The sequence below is a fragment of the Flavobacterium cupriresistens genome (genome assembly GCF_020911925.1).
GTDB lineage: Bacteria > Bacteroidota > Bacteroidia > Flavobacteriales > Flavobacteriaceae > Flavobacterium > Flavobacterium cupriresistens.
On record NZ_CP087134.1, the window covers coordinates 5,349,509 to 5,373,380 of the forward strand.

Annotated in this window: 19 protein-coding genes, 2 pseudogenes and 1 CRISPR repeat array; of the genes and pseudogenes, 18 read left to right on the forward strand and 3 right to left on the reverse strand. The window is 31.7% G+C overall.

Features of this window, described 5'->3' with window-relative positions; genetic code table 11:
* The first annotated feature begins 28 nt into the window (after positions 1-28).
* The 5 genes and pseudogenes from LNP23_RS21240 (at position 29) to LNP23_RS21260 (ending at position 3,791) form a co-directional block, all read left to right on the forward strand.
* Complete coding sequence (locus LNP23_RS21240; protein WP_230002790.1) at positions 29-859, forward strand: tyrosine-type recombinase/integrase; 831 nt, start codon at positions 29-31, stop codon at positions 857-859.
* On the forward strand, positions 856-1,716 hold the full coding sequence (locus tag LNP23_RS21245) for a tyrosine-type recombinase/integrase (protein WP_230002791.1): 861 nt from the start codon (positions 856-858) through the stop codon (positions 1,714-1,716). The genes LNP23_RS21240 and LNP23_RS21245 overlap by 4 nt, the downstream gene beginning before the upstream one ends.
* Before the next feature lie 262 nt (positions 1,717-1,978).
* Complete coding sequence (locus tag LNP23_RS21250) at positions 1,979-2,182, forward strand: hypothetical protein (protein ID WP_230002792.1); 204 nt, start codon at positions 1,979-1,981, stop codon at positions 2,180-2,182.
* Positions 2,183-2,303: 121 nt separating this feature from the next.
* Positions 2,304-2,495: pseudogene (locus LNP23_RS23030) on the forward strand (RHS repeat domain-containing protein); the annotation flags it as partial.
* A gap of 588 nt (positions 2,496-3,083) precedes the next feature.
* Positions 3,084-3,791 carry a DUF4262 domain-containing protein gene (locus tag LNP23_RS21260; protein WP_230002787.1) on the forward strand — a complete coding sequence of 236 codons (708 nt, stop codon included), beginning with the start codon at positions 3,084-3,086 and terminating at the stop codon, positions 3,789-3,791.
* A gap of 82 nt (positions 3,792-3,873) precedes the next feature.
* Here the strand turns inward: LNP23_RS21260 and LNP23_RS21265 are convergent, their stop codons facing one another.
* Positions 3,874-4,242 carry a helix-turn-helix domain-containing protein gene (locus LNP23_RS21265; protein WP_230002788.1) on the reverse strand — a complete coding sequence of 123 codons (369 nt, stop codon included), beginning with the start codon at positions 4,240-4,242 and terminating at the stop codon, positions 3,874-3,876.
* A gap of 138 nt (positions 4,243-4,380) precedes the next feature.
* On the opposite strand from LNP23_RS21265, the gene LNP23_RS21270 reads away from it, so the two are divergent.
* The 11 genes and pseudogenes from LNP23_RS21270 (at position 4,381) to LNP23_RS21320 (ending at position 12,954) form a co-directional block, all read left to right on the forward strand.
* The gene (locus LNP23_RS21270; RefSeq protein WP_230002789.1) at positions 4,381-6,612 is read left to right on the forward strand and encodes a CHC2 zinc finger domain-containing protein; all 2,232 of its coding nucleotides are present in this window, start codon (positions 4,381-4,383) and stop codon (positions 6,610-6,612) included.
* Positions 6,613-6,740: 128 nt separating this feature from the next.
* Entirely contained in the window at positions 6,741-7,571 is an 831-nt protein-coding gene (locus LNP23_RS21275; RefSeq protein ID WP_230002790.1) for a tyrosine-type recombinase/integrase, read from the forward strand.
* Entirely contained in the window at positions 7,568-8,428 is an 861-nt protein-coding gene (locus LNP23_RS21280) for a tyrosine-type recombinase/integrase (protein ID WP_230002791.1), read from the forward strand. The genes LNP23_RS21275 and LNP23_RS21280 overlap by 4 nt, the downstream gene beginning before the upstream one ends.
* A gap of 262 nt (positions 8,429-8,690) precedes the next feature.
* Positions 8,691-8,894, forward strand: a complete 204-nt coding sequence (locus LNP23_RS21285; protein ID WP_230002792.1) for a hypothetical protein — start codon at positions 8,691-8,693, stop codon at positions 8,892-8,894.
* A 127-nt stretch (positions 8,895-9,021) separates the two neighbouring features.
* Positions 9,022-9,195: pseudogene (locus LNP23_RS22860) on the forward strand (RHS repeat-associated core domain-containing protein); the annotation flags it as partial.
* Between the two features lie 33 nt (positions 9,196-9,228).
* Positions 9,229-9,924: an AHH domain-containing protein gene (locus tag LNP23_RS22910; RefSeq protein WP_346432765.1), complete on the forward strand. Its 696-nt coding sequence runs from the start codon at positions 9,229-9,231 to the stop codon at positions 9,922-9,924.
* The gene (locus LNP23_RS21300; protein WP_230002793.1) at positions 9,924-10,523 is read left to right on the forward strand and encodes an imm11 family protein; all 600 of its coding nucleotides are present in this window, start codon (positions 9,924-9,926) and stop codon (positions 10,521-10,523) included. Before LNP23_RS22910 ends, LNP23_RS21300 begins: the two co-directional genes overlap by 1 nt.
* Positions 10,524-10,637: 114 nt before the next feature.
* A complete protein-coding gene (locus tag LNP23_RS21305) occupies positions 10,638-11,021 on the forward strand; it encodes a hypothetical protein (RefSeq protein ID WP_230002794.1) in 384 nt (127 codons plus the stop codon).
* Positions 11,022-11,308: 287 nt separating this feature from the next.
* A complete protein-coding gene (locus LNP23_RS21310; RefSeq protein WP_230002795.1) occupies positions 11,309-11,824 on the forward strand; it encodes a hypothetical protein in 516 nt (171 codons plus the stop codon).
* A 164-nt stretch (positions 11,825-11,988) separates the two neighbouring features.
* Positions 11,989-12,426: a DUF4265 domain-containing protein gene (locus LNP23_RS21315; protein ID WP_230002796.1), complete on the forward strand. Its 438-nt coding sequence runs from the start codon at positions 11,989-11,991 to the stop codon at positions 12,424-12,426.
* 183 nt (positions 12,427-12,609) lie between these two features.
* Positions 12,610-12,954, forward strand: a complete 345-nt coding sequence (locus tag LNP23_RS21320) for a ribonuclease E inhibitor RraB (protein ID WP_230002797.1) — start codon at positions 12,610-12,612, stop codon at positions 12,952-12,954.
* A gap of 607 nt (positions 12,955-13,561) precedes the next feature.
* Here LNP23_RS21320 and LNP23_RS21325 read toward each other — a convergent pair.
* Positions 13,562-15,052, reverse strand: coding sequence for a recombinase family protein (locus LNP23_RS21325; protein ID WP_230002798.1), 1,491 nt, complete (start codon positions 15,050-15,052; stop codon positions 13,562-13,564).
* 175 nt (positions 15,053-15,227) lie between these two features.
* Between LNP23_RS21325 and cas1 the strand changes: the two genes are divergently transcribed.
* Positions 15,228-16,142: a type II CRISPR-associated endonuclease Cas1 gene (gene cas1, locus LNP23_RS21330; RefSeq protein ID WP_230002799.1), complete on the forward strand. Its 915-nt coding sequence runs from the start codon at positions 15,228-15,230 to the stop codon at positions 16,140-16,142.
* On the forward strand, positions 16,118-16,447 hold the full coding sequence (gene cas2 / locus LNP23_RS21335; protein ID WP_073485070.1) for a CRISPR-associated endonuclease Cas2: 330 nt from the start codon (positions 16,118-16,120) through the stop codon (positions 16,445-16,447). Before cas1 ends, cas2 begins: the two co-directional genes overlap by 25 nt.
* A gap of 168 nt (positions 16,448-16,615) precedes the next feature.
* Positions 16,616-19,881: a CRISPR direct-repeat array (repeat unit 36 nt; unit sequence AATATCGTGTTTTCTAATCTTTAATCAAACCACAAC).
* A 90-nt stretch (positions 19,882-19,971) separates the two neighbouring features.
* Here the strand turns inward: cas2 and cas9 are convergent.
* The gene (cas9, locus tag LNP23_RS21340; protein WP_230002800.1) at positions 19,972-23,361 is read right to left on the reverse strand and encodes a type II CRISPR RNA-guided endonuclease Cas9; all 3,390 of its coding nucleotides are present in this window, start codon (positions 23,359-23,361) and stop codon (positions 19,972-19,974) included.
* Positions 23,362-23,872 lie beyond the last annotated feature (511 nt).

Genomic DNA, 23,872 nt, shown 5'->3' on the forward strand with positions numbered 1-23,872 from the left:
AGTACAACCATAAAAACAGCATAGGTATATGAAAGATAAGATTTATGCCTTTAGACAAGAACTGCAGACCTTAGGGTACTGCCAAACCATAATCAGCAATTACCCCAAATATGCCAGTCATTTTTTAGTTTTTTTCCAAGAAACGGACGCTGAAATAGACGACAGCCACATCAAATCATATCAAAAGTATTTACAGCAAAAAACAAGTAAAACCAGTGGTGAAAAGCTGAGTGAGAGCCATATTTACAGCCAATTATTGGGGATTAAAATGTATTTTGAATATTTGGAAAGAATCCATAAAATCAAGCGAAATCCTTTTACCTTAAAGCTTAAAAATCCTAGAAACGAAGTAAGAGAGGTACTCACCCAAGAACAAATAAAAATACTTTATGAGCATTGCAAAACTGGGGAAGAAAAAATGATCCTGCACCTTTGTTACGGTTGCGGACTCAGGAGAAGCGAAGCGGTAAACCTCAATAAAAAAGATATCCATATCGAAAAGAAACTGCTTTTTGTTCGTCAGGGAAAAGGTAAAAAGCGTCGGGTAATCCCCCTAAATAAAACCCTTACAGCCGATTTTAAACTCTTTTTAGGGTATCAAATAAATACGCAGGAAATAGCCTTTTTGACCAATAAACAGTATAAAAGAATGTCAGGAAATACAATGCACCTGATCTTTAAAGCGCTGCTTAAAAAGGCAAAAATAAAAGACATAAGCCTGCATCATCTGCGCCATAGTATAGCCACACACTTACTGGAAAATGATATGAGTATTGAAATGGTACGGGACTTTTTAGGACACTCGAGGCTCTCTACAACTCAAATTTATACTAAAATAAACAACTTAAAAATGAAATGAATTTAGAAATCTATCTCAAAAGCCACCTGCAGGAATCAACGGCTAAAAGTTATTATTACCACATCAATAAATTTAGGCTTCAAAACCGAAATACAGAGCATTACAGTTATAAAAAAGTAATGCAGTACATAGAGGAATTACGTAAAAACTACCCTGCCAATACGCTCAGAGGTATCCTTTTTGCCTTAAAGAAATACTATGAGTACTTAATTGAAACGGGTATCAGAAAAGACAATCCTACTCAAAGCATCAAGTTTAGGGATGCTAAAGAAACACCAATACAACATCAGGATTTATTTACTGATAAAGAACTGCAAGAGCTTTTAGAACCAAGAAAAGAACGGTATCCTTTTTTGACTTTAAGAAACAGAATAATTATAAGTTTACTTGTTTATCAAGCCCCAACATCGGGAGAACTCACAGAATTAGAAGTAAATGCCATTGATTTAGAAAAGGCAACCATAGAAATAAAACCAACTGCTTTAACCAATAACCGAATATTGCCTTTAAAAGCCGAACAAATCCTTTTGTTATACAAATACATCAATACGGACAGAAACGCCCTTAAAACACATCGAGAAGATAAAAATATGCTGTTACTGGGAAAGCTTGGAACACCAATCCAAATAGAGGATATTATTTATTTAATCAGTACCTATCAAAAGAGGTACACTAAAAAACTAACTTCAACCACAATCCGCCAAAGTGTAATAACGAATCTTTTAAGTAAAGGAAACGATTTACGGATGGTTCAGACCTTTGCAGGACACAAACACTTGGATACTACCGAAAAATACAAACAGACAGGAATAAAAGCCCTGCAGAGCGCCATTGATAAACATCATCCATTGCGCTAAATTATTCTTACAAATTATTAATTCGTTAACTGCCGTAGGCATACCCCAAAAAAGCCCCTTGATAATAATACGGTTTTGGTACGCCATTTTAACTCCGAAAGATGTTTTTTTTTATCTCTTACCCGTTTCTTTTTTACCTTAAAAAACACCCAAAAACACGATTTTAAGCAAATGTTAAAATCCCGACTAATGATAGTCGGGACTCAATTAGCAAATTTATTAATTTATGCGCATATTTGCACATCGTTAATTTATAAGAAAAATGAAACAAAAAACAGAATTAAAGCCAGTTGATATTTTATTGAAAATCTGCCTGAAAAGATTATTGGAACAAGGTACTTGGAGTAGTAAAATTTATGAAGATATAGAAGCGGAGATAAAAATCCCAAATACACGCTATAGAGCCAAGCAAAGAATAAAAAAACTGATAGCACAAATCCGTAAAGAAGCGGGAATAAAGGATTAAAGAAATTTTAGTGATTATTTTTTTTCAATTGAAAGAAAAAATTACGCTATTTTTGAAAAAATAAGACGTTCTTACAAAAAGGTAGTCTCTCGCGTGAGGCAAATATTGCACAGGAAATAACAAGTATAAGTACAATGGAAAGGAACTGCAAGATGAGCTGGGACTTAACATGTATGACTATGGGGCAAGGAATTACGACCCTACTCTTGGAAGATGGATGAACATTGACCCATTGGCGGAACAAATGAGAAGGCACTCGCCTTATAATTATGCATTTAATAATCCTGTATATTTTATTGATCCCGATGGAATGGCTCCTGAGAGTATTGATCCAGTACCAAAAAGTCGTGGTGCTGCAATTATTGCTGCAGGTTTAGGTGGTGCAGCTGCAATATCAATAGCTGGTGCTGGACCGCAAGGAATTGTTTTAGAGCCAGCTGCAGGTGTGGTTGCTATTGGTTCTCTTATAATTGGTGGAGGAGTGATGATTTGGGATGCTATGACAGGTGGTAATGATTCTTCAAGTTCAGCGACTAATGCAACTGCTGGTACGGCTTCAGGTAGCGAGAAATCAACTAATAATAATGCTAAAGAGAAATCAACCACTTCCGAACCTAGTACAACAGAAAGAGGTACGAAAGGGAAACTTGAAAAATCCCCAACAGGGAAAGGATCGGTACCTGCTTCTGAGAGGGCTGCACAAAGAGTTCCAACAGCTAAACAAAAAGCTGAGGAAAGAGAAGCAAACGATAACAATTGTACGAATTGTGGTAATGAAACAAAAGCAGAGGATACTAGATCACATCATTATCCTACTCGACATGCAGACGGAGGAACAGAAACTGTTCCAGTTTGCAAAGAATGTCATACATATTTACACAGTAAAAAAAAATAAACAATAATGACAAATAGCGAATTTTTAGAGATTATAAAAACGAGTATTAATAATAATGACTACCATCTTACACTAGTAAATGGTGGTCAAAATCCTGAATATTCTTATTCTATTGGATTAACTGAAAAATTTGGTTTTGAATTAGTAATTGCAGGGGGATTCATTTCTATTAAGGAAAACGAATCAATATTTAGATATGTGTATCAACAATTGCAATCTGAATCAACTGCAGATTCAAAGTTTATATTCTCTGAAAATACATTTTATTTAAATAAAGTAGATTCATCATGGTGTGAAAAGTTAATGCTTGGTGTTTATGATTATTATAATGTTGATAAGATTACTGCTTATCAAATTATTCCAGAGAATAGAACATTAGATACACCTTTAATGTCACAGCCAATTATTGCAAATGATCCTATTTGGAAATGGCTTGACATGGATTGGAATATGAATGTTCCTAAAAATTCTTATGTTATAACCGATATTGATTCTCTAAAAGGTAAAACAATAGTCGAACTGATGAGATGGGAAGATCATGTATGGGAAATGTTTTCAGGACCAGGACCAGATTTTAAAGAAGAAGATATAAGGATAGTTCCATTAGGTACAATATTAGGAATTGATGATACACTGCAGCCAACTGTAAATTTGGCTGTTGGGAAAGGTTTGTGGCGGGAAAATAAAGATTCAGAATGGAATGATTGGGAATAGTAACATTTAATGTAGAATAAAAGCCCGAATCGACAAAGTATATAAAAGTAAAACCTCGCGAATTGCGAGGTTTTTTTATGTTTTATAGAGAAGCTACATTTTTAGCGAAGAAATCTTTAAATTTCTTTTGGGTTAAAAAAGTATCGACCATTTTAAAGATTATATTTTTTTCCTCGGGTTCAAGTTCTTGAATTAATTTGATTTGTTCTACTAGTGTTTTATCTTCAATTGTAATTTCCTGCGGAATCTCACCTTCTAAATTTACCAGTTGGTCAATAGTCATATTAAAATATTTGGCGATTTTGCCCACAGCTTCAAGAGATAATTCTCTGTCTCCTGTTTCTACCCTTGAATAATTAGAGCGATGCATAGCAATAAGATCAGCTATAGATTGCTGTGTTAATCCTTTTTCTTCTCTTATTCTTTTTATGTTTTTACCAATGTGTTGCATACTGTTGTTATTTAGGTCAAAGTTATCTAAAAAGCACAAATAATGCAATATGTATCTTTTTGATAAATCTTAAGTTGTTTTATTGATACATATATTTTACATTTGCTACGTATCAAATTAACACAAATGTTATTCAGTATGGAAATCCAAGACATCAAACAAAGTTTAACTCTTGCCACAATCCTCAATCATTACAGTATAAAACCTGATAAAAACAATATGCTTTGTTGTCCGTTCCATGAAGATAACACAGCGAGTCTGCAAGTTAATCCAATACAAAACCGTTACAAATGCCATGCTTGCGATAAAAAAGGGGATGTTATCCAGTTTGTTCAGGATTACGAAAAACTCACCAAACGGGAAGCGATTTTAAAATGTGTAGCCCTGATAGGAATTAATCCAATGCCTAAATCTCAAAGTCAAAAAACGGAAATAATCACAGAAAATAAAAGTATTTTTTTAGAGAAAATGTTCCAAAGTTTTAGAAAAGGTATTTTTAACAGCAATCCTGCAAAGGACTACTGCAGAGAAAGAAATCTAAATATCGAAACGCTACAAGTTGGTTTTAATGGCGGGCAATTCCACCACGGCACAAGAAGAGACGAAACCCTGATTAATAATTGTTTGGCTGTTGGACTTCTTTTAGATCGAAATATCATCAGTAAAACAGGCGAAAAAGCCTATAATGTTTTTGGAAGCAAATGCATTGTTTTTCCATTAAAGAACAAAGAAAATCAAATCGTTAGCCTGTATTTTAGATCAATATTAAACCAAAAAGAAGCCAAACACTTCTATTTAAAAAACAGAACAGGACTTTATCCCAATTACCCCGATAAAAACACTAAAAAACTGATTTTAACCGAAAGTATTATTGACTGTGCCAGTTTACTGCAGATCGGTGAAATTGCTCAAAATTACAGCCTGTTGGCTTGTTATGGCACAAACGGACTCGGCCAAGAAATAGAAAAAGCCATTGCAGAGCTTACGGAACTTGAAGAAATTATTTTTTGTTTTGACAATGATAATGCAGGAGAAGAAGCCGTAAAAAAATATGCTTCACAACTTAAACAATACAAAATATCCACCATAGAACTGCCCAATAAAGACATCAACGAAACCCTGCAATTGCATGAAGATGAAATCATCATTGAGCTGTTAAACCAAAGAAAGGAACTTATTTTTTTTTCAATTGAAGAAAAAACTACTACCAAACCCAAAACAAATATTGATTTTTTAAAGCAGAATAATTTACTGCAGGAATTAAATGTACTGATCGAGAAAAGCGGAATAATCGGAGAAGAAAACAGTCGTTTACTTCTTTTTATCATTGCAAGTTCATACAAAACCAAAAGCCCCCTTCATGCCATAGTACAGGGAAGCTCAGGAAGCGGAAAAACGCATTTAATCAGTAAGATAGCCGATTTAATCCCTCCTGAAGATGTTTTACGGTTTACAAGAATTACAGAGAGTTCTCTGTACAACTGGGGCGAATATGATTTAGTGGGAAAGCTGTTGATTATAGAAGATCTGGACGGACTCAAAGAAGAAGCCATGTTTGCCATGCGGGAGCTAATCAGCAATCAAAGGCTCTCAAGCTCTGTGAGTATCAAGGATAAAAAAGGAAATATCAAATCCGCTAAAAAGGAAGTAAGAGGCGTTTTTAGCAGTTTGTCAGCCACCACTAAAGGCGAACTGTACGAAGATAATATGAGCCGGAGTTTTTTGCTTGCCGTGGATGAAAGCGGGGAACAAAGCCAAAGAATCATCCATTATCAAAACCGCAAATATGCCGGAGAGATAGAACCAAAAGACCAGGAGAAAACCAAAATACAATTACAGCAAATTATCCGGACTTTAACAAATTATGAAGTGATCAATCCGTTTGCTACCCGCTTAGAGCTTCCTGAGGAAGTACATAAGATAAGACGATTGAATGAAATGTTCCAAAGCATCGTAAGGCAGATAACGCTTTTAAACCAACATCATAGAGAACTTAAAAACGATAAATTAATCACTCAGATCGAAGACTTGGAGCAGGCTACCGAAGTGCTTTTTGAAAGTATCATCTTAAAAGTGGATGAACTTGATGGGAGTTTAAGGCAGTTTTTTGAGCGGGTAAAGAAATACCTTAAAACCCAAGACAAGGATTTTACCCAAAGAGAAATAAGGCAGGCTTTTAATATGAGCAAAAGCCAAATACACCGCTATTTGCAAGCTTTACTGGAACTGGAATACATCAAACAAATTGGCGGGTATGCCAATAAAGGATTAAAATATAAAATCGATTACTGGGATGATTATGCCAAACTCAGAATTAAGATAAAAGACAAACTCCTATTACAAATTAAAGCCTTAAAGGAAACTGTCTGAACCACTAAGAACCACTACTGGGACGCTAGAATAAAAGCTAAATAATTTATAATTAACAATTTACAATTAATAATTGCATTAGTGTCCCAAGTTCCTAAAAAGTACAACCATAAAAACAGCATAGGTATATGAAAGATAAGATTTATGCCTTTAGACAAGAACTGCAGACCTTAGGGTACTGCCAAACCATAATCAGCAATTACCCCAAATATGCCAGTCATTTTTTAGTTTTTTTCCAAGAAACGGACGCTGAAATAGACGACAGCCACATCAAATCATATCAAAAGTATTTACAGCAAAAAACAAGTAAAACCAGTGGTGAAAAGCTGAGTGAGAGCCATATTTACAGCCAATTATTGGGGATTAAAATGTATTTTGAATATTTGGAAAGAATCCATAAAATCAAGCGAAATCCTTTTACCTTAAAGCTTAAAAATCCTAGAAACGAAGTAAGAGAGGTACTCACCCAAGAACAAATAAAAATACTTTATGAGCATTGCAAAACTGGGGAAGAAAAAATGATCCTGCACCTTTGTTACGGTTGCGGACTCAGGAGAAGCGAAGCGGTAAACCTCAATAAAAAAGATATCCATATCGAAAAGAAACTGCTTTTTGTTCGTCAGGGAAAAGGTAAAAAGCGTCGGGTAATCCCCCTAAATAAAACCCTTACAGCCGATTTTAAACTCTTTTTAGGGTATCAAATAAATACGCAGGAAATAGCCTTTTTGACCAATAAACAGTATAAAAGAATGTCAGGAAATACAATGCACCTGATCTTTAAAGCGCTGCTTAAAAAGGCAAAAATAAAAGACATAAGCCTGCATCATCTGCGCCATAGTATAGCCACACACTTACTGGAAAATGATATGAGTATTGAAATGGTACGGGACTTTTTAGGACACTCGAGGCTCTCTACAACTCAAATTTATACTAAAATAAACAACTTAAAAATGAAATGAATTTAGAAATCTATCTCAAAAGCCACCTGCAGGAATCAACGGCTAAAAGTTATTATTACCACATCAATAAATTTAGGCTTCAAAACCGAAATACAGAGCATTACAGTTATAAAAAAGTAATGCAGTACATAGAGGAATTACGTAAAAACTACCCTGCCAATACGCTCAGAGGTATCCTTTTTGCCTTAAAGAAATACTATGAGTACTTAATTGAAACGGGTATCAGAAAAGACAATCCTACTCAAAGCATCAAGTTTAGGGATGCTAAAGAAACACCAATACAACATCAGGATTTATTTACTGATAAAGAACTGCAAGAGCTTTTAGAACCAAGAAAAGAACGGTATCCTTTTTTGACTTTAAGAAACAGAATAATTATAAGTTTACTTGTTTATCAAGCCCCAACATCGGGAGAACTCACAGAATTAGAAGTAAATGCCATTGATTTAGAAAAGGCAACCATAGAAATAAAACCAACTGCTTTAACCAATAACCGAATATTGCCTTTAAAAGCCGAACAAATCCTTTTGTTATACAAATACATCAATACGGACAGAAACGCCCTTAAAACACATCGAGAAGATAAAAATATGCTGTTACTGGGAAAGCTTGGAACACCAATCCAAATAGAGGATATTATTTATTTAATCAGTACCTATCAAAAGAGGTACACTAAAAAACTAACTTCAACCACAATCCGCCAAAGTGTAATAACGAATCTTTTAAGTAAAGGAAACGATTTACGGATGGTTCAGACCTTTGCAGGACACAAACACTTGGATACTACCGAAAAATACAAACAGACAGGAATAAAAGCCCTGCAGAGCGCCATTGATAAACATCATCCATTGCGCTAAATTATTCTTACAAATTATTAATTCGTTAACTGCCGTAGGCATACCCCAAAAAAGCCCCTTGATAATAATACGGTTTTGGTACGCCATTTTAACTCCGAAAGATGTTTTTTTTTATCTCTTACCCGTTTCTTTTTTACCTTAAAAAACACCCAAAAACACGATTTTAAGCAAATGTTAAAATCCCGACTAATGATAGTCGGGACTCAATTAGCAAATTTATTAATTTATGCGCATATTTGCACATCGTTAATTTATAAGAAAAATGAAACAAAAAACAGAATTAAAGCCAGTTGATATTTTATTGAAAATCTGCCTGAAAAGATTATTGGAACAAGGTACTTGGAGTAGTAAAATTTATGAAGATATAGAAGCGGAGATAAAAATCCCAAATACACGCTATAGAGCCAAGCAAAGAATAAAAAAACTGATAGCACAAATCCGTAAAGAAGCGGGAATAAAGGATTAAAGAAATTTTAGTGATTATTTTTTTTCAATTGAAAGAAAAAATTACGCTATTTTTGAAAAAATAAGACGTTCTTACAAAAAGGTAGTCTCTCGCGTGAGGCAAATATTGCACAGGAAATAACAAGTATAAGTTTAGTGGAAAAGAACTACAAGACGAGTTACAGCTTAATGTTTATGATATGGAAGCCCGAAATTATATGCCCGATATTGGTCGTTGGGGCAATATAGATGAGCTTTCAGAAAATTTTTACGAGCACTCTCCTTATAATTTTTCATTTAATAATCCGGTCTTATTTTCTGATCCGAGTGGGCTATCACCCGATGCATCAACCTTTATATCATCAACTTTCGTTAACGGAGGTGGAAAAGTTGTCGAACATAGAGATGATGGAGACGATAGTGTTTATTTGGTTGGAGATGATTGGGTAAAAGGAGGCTCTAAAAAAGGTTTACCAAACGTTGGTAAGGAAAAACCGGGAATGGTTTATGTTCCTGGTTTAGTATATCAATTTGATGAAAATGGAGAGCTAAATGTTCCAGATTTTGATAGCTTTAATAAAGCTAATGGTGCAACGACAGCTATAGGTGGTCCATATGATGTAACTGGTTTTTGGGAAGCTTTTTTCACTCAATTGTTTACTGAAATGGGGGATGATTCTCCTCAAGCAAGTATAGCTTTAGCGGTTATTACAAAAGGAAAAGTTAAACCTAAAAACGCAATAATACTTCTTGAAAATTTGCCTAAGCAAATGCATCATTTCGCAACAAACAAAAATAAAAACTGGACTCCATTGATGAATAAAATTGCGCAAAAATATGGTTTATCTTTAAATGGGTCCTGGAATAAAGCTTTGATGCCTCATTTAGGGAGACATCCAAATGACTATCACAAATTTGTTTATAAAGCAATGCAAGAAGCATCAGCTAAGGCCGGCAATAATAAAGAACAATTTATAAAATTATTTAATGAATCTGTAACACAACCTGTTCTTCAAAATCCAGGTTTATTACGCAAATCCGGTTGGCAGTAATGAGTAAATATTTTTCGATAAGTTGGGTTGATAACCCAGTGGGGCCAGTTGCATTTGGTCCAGAAAACTCTAAACTAAATTTTGAATTGACAGAAGAATTAGTCGGATGTAATAAATTACCTTTTGACTTAATAATTAAAAAAGTTAGTCAATTAAAAGACAGTGTAGAAGAAAGTGACGATTTATCCGATTTAAATACAATATGGGAGGATTATCTTCCTAATAATATTGGTTTTGCATTAATGTCAGATAGATTAAAAGCAATTGTCGATCTACATTTAACAGGGCAAGAAGATATCGATTGGATAAATTGTAAAGTCTGGGCGAATGCAACATTTAAAATTTATTACATACTGAGATTTAATAGAAAATTAGATGTTCTCGACATCGAAAACACAAAGTATATTCCAAATTCAAATAGAATTTTAAAACCATGTTATTCTTTATTAAAAGTCAACTTTTATAATGTATTTCATGAAGAATTATCAGATAATTTATGGCAAATAAATATTTTTATAATTATTTCTGAAAAGCTAAAAAAAGATATACAAAAGGGCAAATTAACTGGAATTGAATTTGGAAAAGTGACAGTAATTTAAATGCTCGAATTTGTTTCTTTTATTAATTTCTTTTAAATTTTAAATAATGAGTAGTCCAAAACAGTTAAACTTTTTTATTACAGCAGAAAACTATAAGTCAATAAATTCTGATACATGACGGATATTCAATTACACAACTTAAAAGTGGATATTTTTAATCAAGCAAAAATATACATAGAAACTCTTAGAGAATTTGCTCCCTTCGGTTCTACAATTCTTAATAATGAAATAACACCTCTTGGATATTATAGTGATGAAGAAATAGTGGATTCAAATAATGCAATAGAAATACTTCAACAACAACTTTCAAAAAAGATTAAAGCAAATCTAATTGAAGCTGGTGCTGTTGCTTTTGATGTAATAGCTAATTTTAAAAATGGAGATGGAATATCTGAAAAAAGAGATGCACTTTGCCTCAAAATATCTAAAGATGGAGAAAACTGGAGTGAGGAATATTTTCCTTATTTAATTATCGAAGGTGAATGTATTTGGAAATAATCTGACACCCTAAAACAAATCCTGTACAATACTAATCATTAAAAAGAGGAGCAGAAATAATAAAAACTGTACTTTTAAATATGCGAAAAGCAAGTTTAGAAGCAGGAAATGACAAAGCAAAATTTTTAAAGTTATTTGATGAATATTTCAACAGCCCTTAATTAAAAGTCCAAATTTATTAAGAAAAACAGGTTGGTAAAAATGAGTAAATACTATTTTTCAAGTTGGAAGCATAGGGCACAAATAGTAACAGAATAATATTTGTTCCATATAATTAATTTTAAATTATGATTTCAAAACAACTTAATTTTTTTCACTCAAATAATGATATTGAGAAATTTATTACTTACTTTAGAAAGAAAGGTTTTGCGCTATATCCTTATTTAGTAAATCATCTGGATGAAATAAAACAGGAAGAAAAATTGAACAAACAAAGTAAGATAGAAATTATCTATGATTCAAATCAAATTGAATATAAATTTATCGAAAAACAAAGATATTATTTATTCAATCCTGAAAAATCTTATGCAATAGAATTTTTAGTATGTACTCCTTCAGAAGGTAATAAAATAGAAGCTGGCCGTCTATATTATACTCCCAAATATTATGAAGACGGCAAACAAACTTTAAAAAGTGATCATTTTGTAAACGAAGCTAATAATCTTTTAAAAGATTTTAAAAAAGATTTTTTGAAGAAAACGGAATATAGTGAAAATTGGTTTTTTACAGAAGATATAAATAATTTATTTAAGAAAAAACTTGTCGAATGGACACAAAATAACAACGCAATAAAATTAGGTTAGTGAAAAAATAAACTGCAACTAGACAATCTAAAAAAGGGTTAACTTCATCTACAAGTGAAACGAACGTTGACCATGTTAAAAGAAAAAGAGATCACGGTAGTGAACACCAGATAAGGAATATATTTTATGTTCTTATTGTAATCTGAAAAAGGAGGATGAATAATATGAATAATAATATAAAAGTAGCTTTCGTACAAAAAATAAATGAAGCTGAGTTTGAAACAGAAACTATTTGGTGTGAAAGAAATGGGGAAAATTTTGTAGTTGATAATATTCCTTTTGTCGCAAAAAGAATTTCATTGGGAGATACAATTAAAGCTGAATATGATGAGGATGATAAAATGTATTATTTTGATGATTTTGTTAAAATTTCAGGGAATAGTACTATAAGGATCTTTCTCTATGATGATAATAAAATTGAATCAACAAGAGAATGGTTGAACAAAAACGATTGTGAATCAGAAGTTTTACTCGTGAGAAGTATTGTTGCTGTTAATATACCCCAAAAAGTGTATTATCCTGTTATTAGAGACTTTCTAGAAGAAGGTGAAAAAAAGGGAAATTGGGTTTACGAAGAATCTTGTTTAGAACATGAGTATTAAAGCATAAGAAAGAATTCCAGCCACTAATACTAATATACATAGATGCATTGGTAGTTAATTCAATATATGTAGCGTCAATTTTACTGTTTAAGTAAATCTTCATATTTCCAGCTACATCATAGCTATAATCGTCCCCGCAGGTCAAGTAAGACCAAAACCAAATGGAACATAAAAAATATTGATATGATAAATAGGGAAACAATTATAGATTTTTTTGAAGATTTAAAAGAGGGAAATGATTTCAATACAAATGAAAAATTATTATGGACTTACTTTTTTTTGGATAAAAACAAAAGAAAGTTAGATGATTTTACGCTTAAACTTGAAAAACTTGGATATAAATTTGACAGTATTTTTGAAGCTAAAAAAATTAATGATACAGATGATACAGAATATTACCTTCAAGTTACCAATATTCAGCATCATACTATTGATTCTTTACATGCCTTAAATATTATGTTTTATAATTTAGCTGAAGTTAACCATATTGATTATTATGATGGCTTTGACGTTGGTAATATTACTTAGGGAAAATTAAAACCATAATAATGTATTACATTGCAATCCCAGCGTCTTTCCTGCCTCAAAATTAATTATTACATTCTTTCTCTTTATAAAATAATTATTCTTATCAAAATTAAACATTTGCGAGTTGTTTAAATTTACAATTAAAAAAACAAGCTTAAAAACAGATGTTTAAAAACCTTAATAAATCAATTAATTAACCAGTTATTTCAAACTATCAAAAAACATCAATATTGGAATTAAGTGTTCGATTGAAATCCCATCGACCCACTTAAGGAGACAACTAGTTAATAGTTGTCTCTTTTTTTATGCACAAAAATGCAGGTTTTTCAAGCTTTTACGGACTAAAATTATATGGTTCGATTTTTCACAAGGAATCCTTAGTCTGTTTGAAATAAACAGTCTAAAAGTGGCTTTATTAGAGATTTAATCGGGGCTGAACAATGATTCGAAATCCCGTTAAGGATATAGCATTTTTTTCTCTCTTGGTTTATCGCAATTTTTTGATACTAAATATAGTAATTCCAAAATAATTTTAGCTTCCTTCTCATCTACCTGAATGCCGTTCTTAGAAAGAATAATAACGGCCTTTTCTACTGAAACATTCTTCTCAATGAAATTCATTTTTTCTATTGGTTTTTCGGTTACTTTTTTTTGATAATATTTTTAAAAATGCTTGATTCAAACCTAAAGAAAGAGTTCTAGTTTTAAAATCAATGTCGATTGGTGGAATAAGACTTACAAGATGCCTTTTATCTGAGACATCAAATTCAGAAAATCTTTGAAAGATCTCTACTAATGCTTTATTTTCTATTTGATTTTTTTTATCAATCCCTTTTAGTTTAAAAACAATATCTCGAGCTTCCTTTTTAAGATTTTTGATGCTGACTTTATTATCTTTTTTTAATTCATTGTAGTCATCAATTTTTAATATTCCAGCTATAAATAATTTCCTGCCTTGAGAAAGGGTTAGTACTTCCTCTTTAATTTTTCTCTCTAATACTTTTTGAGCATATAGATAACTTGCTTTCTGTGTCTTTATATTCTGATCTACCAAAATGTTCTTAAACAATTCAATAGTATTATTTGAGAGTATCAATTGTTGCAGCTTATTTTGATAACAGTCATTTAGAATTATCGCACCTATCCTTACTCTGCAGCCACCACGACAATGATAATACGGATATCTTTTTGCTCTTCCTTTTGAATAACTTCCGCCAAGTTTTCGATCACAAACAGGACAGATTAAAAAACCTCTTAAAAAAAATGTTGATTGTAAATCATCTTTTTTAGCAGTAGTTTTTCTTTTTGTGTTAATAACAGACTGAACCTGATTAAACAAAGACTCAGATATTAATGGTTCATGTAATCCTTTTACCATTTGCTCTTCACCAGATTCAAGTTTGACTGGTATAAGCCCACAATAAACAGGATTATGCAAAATCCTGAAAAAGTGTGATCTTGAGCACAGCAATCCTTTGTCATTAGCTATTTTCATGATTTGGGATATTTTATGATCGTTCTTGGCAACTTGATAAAAAACCCATTTTATAATTTCGGCTTCAGGTTCTTTGGGAGTAATTCCTTTTTTACCATCCATTGATCTCAAATTGATAAATCCTAGTGGTGCCTTACTAGGATATCTGCCCATCAACTTTGCTCGACGAATGCCATTTGCAGTGTTTTGAGCTCTGCGGGTATTTTCTGCTTCCGGAACAGCTAAATATACTGCTAGCATAACCGTGCTTTCCGGCACAGAGAAATCTATTGGCTGATCAATAGCTTTTGCAGTTGTTTTATATTTCCGAAGCTTTCCAATCATTTCGTAAGCGTATTCAATATTACGACTGAATCTATCCCACTTGATAAATAGAATATTTTTATCTTCTCCTGATGACTTCTTTTTAATTTCTGAGAATAATCGGTTCCATTCTGGCCTATTGAAATTCTTCGCAGAGAAGTCTTCACGATAAATTCCTTTAACTTCGATATCGTAATATTTACAATACTTCAATAGTCTATCCTCCTGCTCTGGTAAGGAGTAACCTTTTCTCTTTTGTTCGTCCGTACTTACACGAACGTATAAATAGGCTGACTTCATATAATTAATGTATTTTATTGATTTACTCTAAAGTTAAGATTTAGTTCTTAACTAAAATCTCCAAATTATGGAAAACCGTAAAAACAACACTTCTTTTAAGTCGAACTTTAGATAAATAATTAAAGGTGCAAATTTAAATAGAACAAACTGTTATTTATAATTTCAAATTAAATTTATGCTAAAACGAACTATTTTAATTGAAAACAAAATTTCCATAACGACAAAAAACAATCAGCTAGTACTAAAATCAGAAATAAAGGAGAGTTGTATCCCAATTGAAGATATTGGTTTTCTTGTTCTCGATCATAATGAAATCTACCTTAGTATTCCTGCTATGAATTTACTTGTTGATAACAATACCTCTATTGTTATCTGTGGAAAAAATCATCTTCCCAACGGAATGCTGTTAAACCTTAACAGCCATCATATTCAGCAGGAAATATTCAAAAATCAAATTGAAGCTTCCATACCATTAAAAAAGCAATTATGGCAGCAAACGATAATTGAAAAAATTAAAAACCAAGGACAATTACTCGAAAAAATAACTGATTCAAAAAATAGTTTTGTATTTCTAGCCAGTAAAGTATTAAGTGGAGATTCATCTAATATGGAAGGAGTTGCAGCGCAACAATATTGGAAATATTTTCCTCAGCCAAATCTAGAATTTGATGGAATAAAAAGAGAAAGATATGGCGACTATCCTAATAATTTCTTGAATTATGGATATGCGATTTTAAGAGCCGCAACTGCAAGAGCTCTTTCCGGAAGCGGCCTACTCAATACATTAGGAATTCACCATAAAAGTAAATACAATGCTTTTGCACTTGCTGATGATATCATGGAACCGTTTCGTCCCATTGTGGATGAAAAAGTCTTTGAAATTATGCAGCGTTTTGATGAACAAGAACTAAATACTACTATTAAGTCCGAATTATTACAAATATTAACTAGAACGGTTTATTTTAAAGATGAGAAAAGTCCTTTAATGATAGCTTTGCAAAAGACTGCCAGTTCTCTTCAACAATGCTTCACAGGAAATCGAAAAAAAATTAAATATCCTGCATTATGGAGCTTAACGGATATCGAATAATGTGGCTATTTGTTTTTTTTGATCTCCCCACAGAAACAAAAAAAGACAGAAGAAATGCATCTGGATTTAGAAACAATTTATTGAAAGATGGATTTTCGATGATGCAATATTCTGTTTATGTACGCCACTGCGCAAGTAGCGAAAGTGCCGATGTTCATGAAAAGAGAATTCACAAACTACTACCACCTTTAGGCAAAGTAAGTGTACTTCGAATAACCGATAAACAATTTGGGAATATTTTAAATTTTTGGGGAAAAGCAGCATTACCTTCAGCACCTCAACCTACACAGCTAGAATTATTTTAATACTATTTTAATTAAATTCTCAGTAACATTTCAATGTATAAAACCTTATTTACTAACCCTACAATAGAAAAAATGCCACAATTATGGGTTATCAAACCATAAAAGAAGCATTTTTTTGAACGATATTCACACATAAAACATTGTATATCAGAAGGAAACAAACCAACTAATATCGTGTTTTCTAATCTTTAATCAAACCACAACCCAATCATTAAACGTTGCAATTACTGGTGCAATATCGTGTTTTCTAATCTTTAATCAAACCACAACGATGGATGATTTCGAAGTTTATTGCTATGAAATATCGTGTTTTCTAATCTTTAATCAAACCACAACCTACTGTTACTTTCTGTATCGCGGAGTTTCAATATCGTGTTTTCTAATCTTTAATCAAACCACAACAATTCGTTAGAAAGATGAAAACAATTACAGAATATCGTGTTTTCTAATCTTTAATCAAACCACAACTAATGGTTCAATTATATATAAAGCATGTCGAATATCGTGTTTTCTAATCTTTAATCAAACCACAACCTGCTCTTCCTGTTTTTTACAAAATAAAAAAATATCGTGTTTTCTAATCTTTAATCAAACCACAACAAGTTTTTCTTGATGGAGAGGGTAAAATTAAATATCGTGTTTTCTAATCTTTAATCAAACCACAACTAAAGAGGCTTCTTTGAATTTAAACCAACAAATATCGTGTTTTCTAATCTTTAATCAAACCACAACGACAAGGTTATCTCCTTCAATTCCATTATAAATATCGTGTTTTCTAATCTTTAATCAAACCACAACTATGTACATGCATATACATGCAAAAATACGAATATCGTGTTTTCTAATCTTTAATCAAACCACAACGTGGTGCTCCATCTGTTATTGGTTCTTTATAATATCGTGTTTTCTAATCTTTAATCAAACCACAACACGTTCCGCTTGACATTGTACTACTCCATTAATATCGTGTTTTCTAATCTTTAATCAAACCACAACTTTGTGTATGAAGTCCATTTTGTTTACATAAATATCGTGTTTTCTAATCTTTAATCAAACCACAACTAGGTAGGTGTACGTTTTTCATGTCCATTCAATATCGTGTTTTCTAATCTTTAATCAAACCACAACGTGGTGCTCCATCTGTTATTGGTTCTTTATAATATCGTGTTTTCTAATCTTTAATCAAACCACAACTTTGTGTATGAAGTCCATTTTGTTTACATAAATATCGTGTTTTCTAATCTTTAATCAAACCACAACTTTGTGTATGAAGTCCATTTTGTTTACATAAATATCGTGTTTTCTAATCTTTAATCAAACCACAACTTTATGATCTTGGTCTATTTTGTTTATGTAATATCGTGTTTTCTAATCTTTAATCAAACCACAACTATCTGTTGCATCTAGTGCTATTTCCCATTAATATCGTGTTTTCTAATCTTTAATCAAACCACAACACAAGCGGGTTCGCTTCAAATATTGAAATAAATATCGTGTTTTCTAATCTTTAATCAAACCACAACTGGAACCGGTCCAAACGGAATGATTTCGCAAATATCGTGTTTTCTAATCTTTAATCAAACCACAACTCCTCCGTAAAGAGTAATGTATCTTTGATTAATATCGTGTTTTCTAATCTTTAATCAAACCACAACCTTTCTCCCTGATTTAAATTAGCAAAATTTAATATCGTGTTTTCTAATCTTTAATCAAACCACAACTCGTATAGGGTGCATTCTTCCCGAGCATTGAATATCGTGTTTTCTAATCTTTAATCAAACCACAACAATGCAGTTGCTTGTACCTCCTGAGGATCCAATATCGTGTTTTCTAATCTTTAATCAAACCACAACTTAATACAACAATAGCATGAGAGAGGTAATAATATCGTGTTTTCTAATCTTTAATCAAACCACAACAGTAGGGAGGCTGTTACACCTCCCGGGTTAAATATCGTGTTTTCTAATCTTTAATCAAACCACAACGCACCTAGATACGTGGAGTTCGCCAAGGACAATATCGTGTTTTCTAATCTTTAATCAAACCACAACAGGAGAGATATTTAAACCTTTTATATCTTTAATATCGTGTTTTCTAATCTTTAATCAAACCACAACGGACGCATTGCAACTGAGTAAATCACTTGTAATATCGTGTTTTCTAATCTTTAATCAAACCACAACAATAACTTGTTTTTACTTCAAAATTATTCAAATATCGTGTTTTCTAATCTTTAATCAAACCACAACACGTGAGTGAAAATGCAAGCTTCACCGCTCAATATCGTGTTTTCTAATCTTTAATCAAACCACAACACGTGAGTGAAAATGCAAGCTTCACCGCTCAATATCGTGTTTTCTAATCTTTAATCAAACCACAACGACACGATCCGAGAGCAAGCGAAAGTTGAGAATATCGTGTTTTCTAATCTTTAATCAAACCACAACGTACTGACTATAAATTTCTTCTCGCTGCTAATATCGTGTTTTCTAATCTTTAATCAAACCACAACAGGATTTTTCTAACAGGCCAACTAATATAAAATATCGTGTTTTCTAATCTTTAATCAAACCACAACATAATGATTCAATAGGACCGTTTATTTTTAAATATCGTGTTTTCTAATCTTTAATCAAACCACAACAAAGGGCCTTGCGAGCTAAAACTATTTATAAATATCGTGTTTTCTAATCTTTAATCAAACCACAACTCATTAGTTGCTTTTTGATTGGCTACGAGAAATATCGTGTTTTCTAATCTTTAATCAAACCACAACACTTGAACTTTTAATATGTTTTAGGTTGCTAATATCGTGTTTTCTAATCTTTAATCAAACCACAACCAGAAGAGAGTGAAAACATACTTTTGAAGCAATATCGTGTTTTCTAATCTTTAATCAAACCACAACAGTTATTCGCTTCATGTGATGTCAGAAAGCAATATCGTGTTTTCTAATCTTTAATCAAACCACAACACATCTTCCACAAAAGAGAATCTTTCATTAAATATCGTGTTTTCTAATCTTTAATCAAACCACAACAGTAACATACTTATATATGGTGACAGGTAAAATATCGTGTTTTCTAATCTTTAATCAAACCACAACGGATGTGTATTTAGGTGTGATGTACCTAGAAATATCGTGTTTTCTAATCTTTAATCAAACCACAACTACTATTTTCCGCAGAAAGCAACCCAGCAGAATATCGTGTTTTCTAATCTTTAATCAAACCACAACCCTTACACAGCAACAGCAAATTAGTGGAAAATATCGTATTTTCTAATCTTTAATCAAACCACAACAATCTCATTGGTTGACCAGGTACCGGATTTAATATCGTGTTTTCTAATCTTTAATCAAACCATAACAAGTCATTCATAAGGTTTATTTTTGTAGTAATATCGTATTTTCTCATACTTAATCAAACCACAACGAAAATCGTTAGAACCAAAATCGAATGCCGATTTTCGTTGTGGCTTGGATGCTTAAGGCAGAAAATCGCATAAAAAAAACTTTTGTTGGATTATACTTTTTGAATCTTGCCAGAAACTGAAATCTTTACTTTAATTGGTTTAAAAGTTTCCCACCCCGTTTTTCCATCACCAAAACTTTGAATTCTTACATAAAAAGGTTGAAAATTATTCTGTATAGATGACTCAGAGCTCAATCTAAATTCATAAAATTTAGAAGATAACTTCTGTACCCTAAATAAATTCTCTTTCAAATTTTCATAATCTAGATTTTCCCAATTAATTTCCTCTTCATTTAAGCTGAGTAAAAACATATCATTAATATGCAAAGTTGTAATTATTTCAATACCATCCGCAGGTAATTGATAAGTTGGAAATCCTTTTCTTTTTCTTTCTACAACCGTCCAAAATGTAACTACCTCTTCTTTTAAATTTCCTTTTTCATCTTTATAAATTAATACATGATGATTATTTCTCGGATTCACCCATTGATTTAGATCATCTTTTAACTGCTCAGCTCCACCAATATTTTCTTTCATTCTTATTTTTAAAATAGGAACTGGATCTCCATTTTTGTTAGGTAAAAATATTTGTGGATGTTTTATTCCATTTTCATCAACGGTAAAAAATGTGTTTAAAGGAATTGATCCTTTTACGAATCCACCTAATCCTTGAATTCTTTTATATATTAATTTTTTAATCGTTTCGTCAACTACTTTTTCTACTTGCTTTTCGGTTGTTAAATTATCAATTGCTTTTCTGACATGAAATGCTTCCTCTCCATTAAAAAATCGTTTTCCAAAAACAGTTTCTTTATGCAATTGACCTCTAGCTGCTACTCCAATATTTTTATAAATAACTCCGTTCTTTTCTACTTTGTGTGTCCTAATAGTCACAATATTATTTAACCTTTTATGTGAAATCAATATTTTGTCAACAGCCTTTTCGGCATCAAAATTAAATCCTACCCAAGGCAATGGAAAGTTTTTTAATTCTGGTTTCCTGTCATATCGATTCCATCTCGACAATTCTTGCAAGTAACTTGTCTTTCCACATGCCATAACTAATGCATCAATAGCATGATGACGGTGGTCTTCACGAGATTTAGTATCGTTATCTGTATTTAATATATGGTTTAATCCCCACTTTTGACGTAGATTAGAGGTCATTTGCCCTGGTGATACATTTACTTTTCTACAAACTAGTGACAAATAATCTTTAGCTTCCTTACTTATATAGCGAGTATCATTTAACTGGCGAGATGAAAAATCATCATCAAATTTTTGCTGTACAAATCTTTTAAATTTTTGATATGCATTTGGATATTCTTTTGTATCAGAAAATAATTTCAATGCCCTTTCTTTAATACTTGACCAATTAGATTCATCATTTCCATAAAACTCAAAAGGTGTTCTATCTCCTTTAAGTCTGTTTTCATTAGCATAACATAATGTTTTATTATTGAAACTATCATTTAATGAACGACTCCAAGGATGAATATGCTCTATTTGAATTTCACCTGTAAATAATTTAGCAATAGGAATTGGAACGCCAGTATAAGCACAAGTTTGTTTGCACTCCTCCCAAAGCTTAAATTTTAAAATGTTATCATGAGAAACTCTTGAATATTTTTCAACTTCCGTTTTAACTCTATCATTTTCTCTTTCTAACCGTTTTTGATCCCTACGAATTTTATTTCGTTGTGATTTAGATATTTTTAAATCGCGAGCCATTTCGACTTTTATTTCGTCAAGTTGTCCGTGCTCATCAATTAATTCATTAACGAGCTTTCGCAATTCAAACAACGCAGTAATAACAATAGGATTTCTGATAGCTTGAATTTCCTTGTCCGCTTTTTTTCCAATTGGTAATTTTTCGAACAATGATGTTACATCAATTGCCGCAGAATGATGGTAAAGTTTTTTTAATTGTTTTTCATCAAATTCAAATTCTTTACGAAGTAAATCTTTTACTACATCTATAAAACCTCCAGAAATTTTTGATCTGATAATTGCTTCAACATTATCAATTAAATCTAATTGCTTTTGATTATTTTCAATAGTATCGTTTTGCCATTTATCTCCAAAAGCATTTTTAACTCCCCCCATTACAACTGCAACATCATAGGAATATCCTTGTTGCATAAACGGCAAAATATTACCAATAGCTTTTCTGCTTAAACTTGCATAACCATCTTTTACATTAAACTTTGATATTGTAACGGCTTGGTCCTCTGCAAAATTCCAATTTTTAGCCGCATATTCTTTAAGATTCGATTTGCTGTCAAAAAAATACAAAATATGCCAAATATCTTCTTGCTGTTTATCTGAAAATTCAAACCACTTTTTACCAAAGAACTTTTTACTTGATAAATTAGAAATTGTGTATGTCCCAACAATTTTATCATCATCTTTATAATTAAATTTAAATTCAGCACTTTCTTTACTAATTGCTTTTCGCAATTTTTTAAATTCAATTTTATCAAATGATAATAGTTGTTCAATTAATTTTCCTTTTTCTTCTTGAGATATTTTCTTTCCATTATATTCAACTGTATTTACCCATTGATAAATTCTGAACATTTCAAAAGGAATTGCACTAATTGGACATTTAGTTTTAGTTGGTTCAAAAGAACAATTACCAACCAAATGTTTTTGAGAGCGCAAAGGTCGCTGATGAAATAAAATTCCGTCTTCTTTGTAACCATCTAATTTCCTTCCACCAAATAAAGTTTTCAATTCTTCATTTAAATTTGAATAGAATTGTTCTTGTTTATTCCATATCAATTCAAATTCATCTACATACATTTTGCGTGTTGTATATCTATTTCTAATTCTTTCCAAACCATCTTGAAAAGGCTGATTTTCTTTTGGATAAATTTCAAATAGATATTCACCCAATGTTTTATCTTCTATACTTTCTAATGTATCATCAATTCCTATTTTTCCTTCTTTTGCATTTCCTTTAAAAATAGCCCCATCATCATTACCACCACCTTTTCTGCTATTACTCAAAAATCCACGTCTCTGAATCAAATGATAAAAAATTCTACCAATTTCTTCTAATGATAATTTTTCGTTTAAGGCTTTTTGTCGAAGTTCATATGGATTTAATGCAAACCATTTTGCTAACTTATCTGTTGGAAATAATTTTGTCTTTTTCCAATCTTCAAAATCTCGAGCATCCATTGGACACATATTATTTTCAGAAAGTTTTTGAAGTAAAATTTTCTTTCTTAGTCTTCTCCTAAAAAATTGACGTCGAACTCCTCTTGCTCCAGTTCTACTTGCATTTTTAGAAATTTCGTTATCACCATCACCTAGATTTTCAACTCCCATTGGAAATATTCTACTTCCTATTCCTAAAATCTTATTAAGCTTATCGTCAATTAATGCCCAACCTATCGAGTTCGTCCCTAAATCTAATCCTAAAATTTTTGCCATAGTTATTAAAATTTAATCAGCATGAAATTTAGCATTTAAAAAATTAAAGTAATTACGGTTTTCCTTATTCAAACCAATTTATTTTTTCTATATATTTGTAACTGATTAAAATTTCTAATCTTTAATCTTATCACAATAAGGCTATATGCCGTAGATGAAAATCTTTAGTCCTGCTTCGGTGGGACTTTTTTATTTATATAAAAGTGGATATACAAACAAAAAATAGAGTAAAAGTAAATTAGCTTGTTCTAACTTAGGCTCCAGTTTCCGTTTGCACATCCTAACATATTAAATTATAATTTCAAGCTATCAAGAAAAGTTAAAACAGGAATAAGGTGTTCGATTGTAACCCCATCGACTCCACAAAAAGGAAGGTATCGAACACCTTCCTTTTTTATTTAATTCTCAAAAAACATTCATTTTTGCATCCCTCAACCGCTACAATTTTTATTATTTTAACAAATATTGTTTTTTAAATTATCGAAAATATTAAAAACAAAAAATGAAGTCT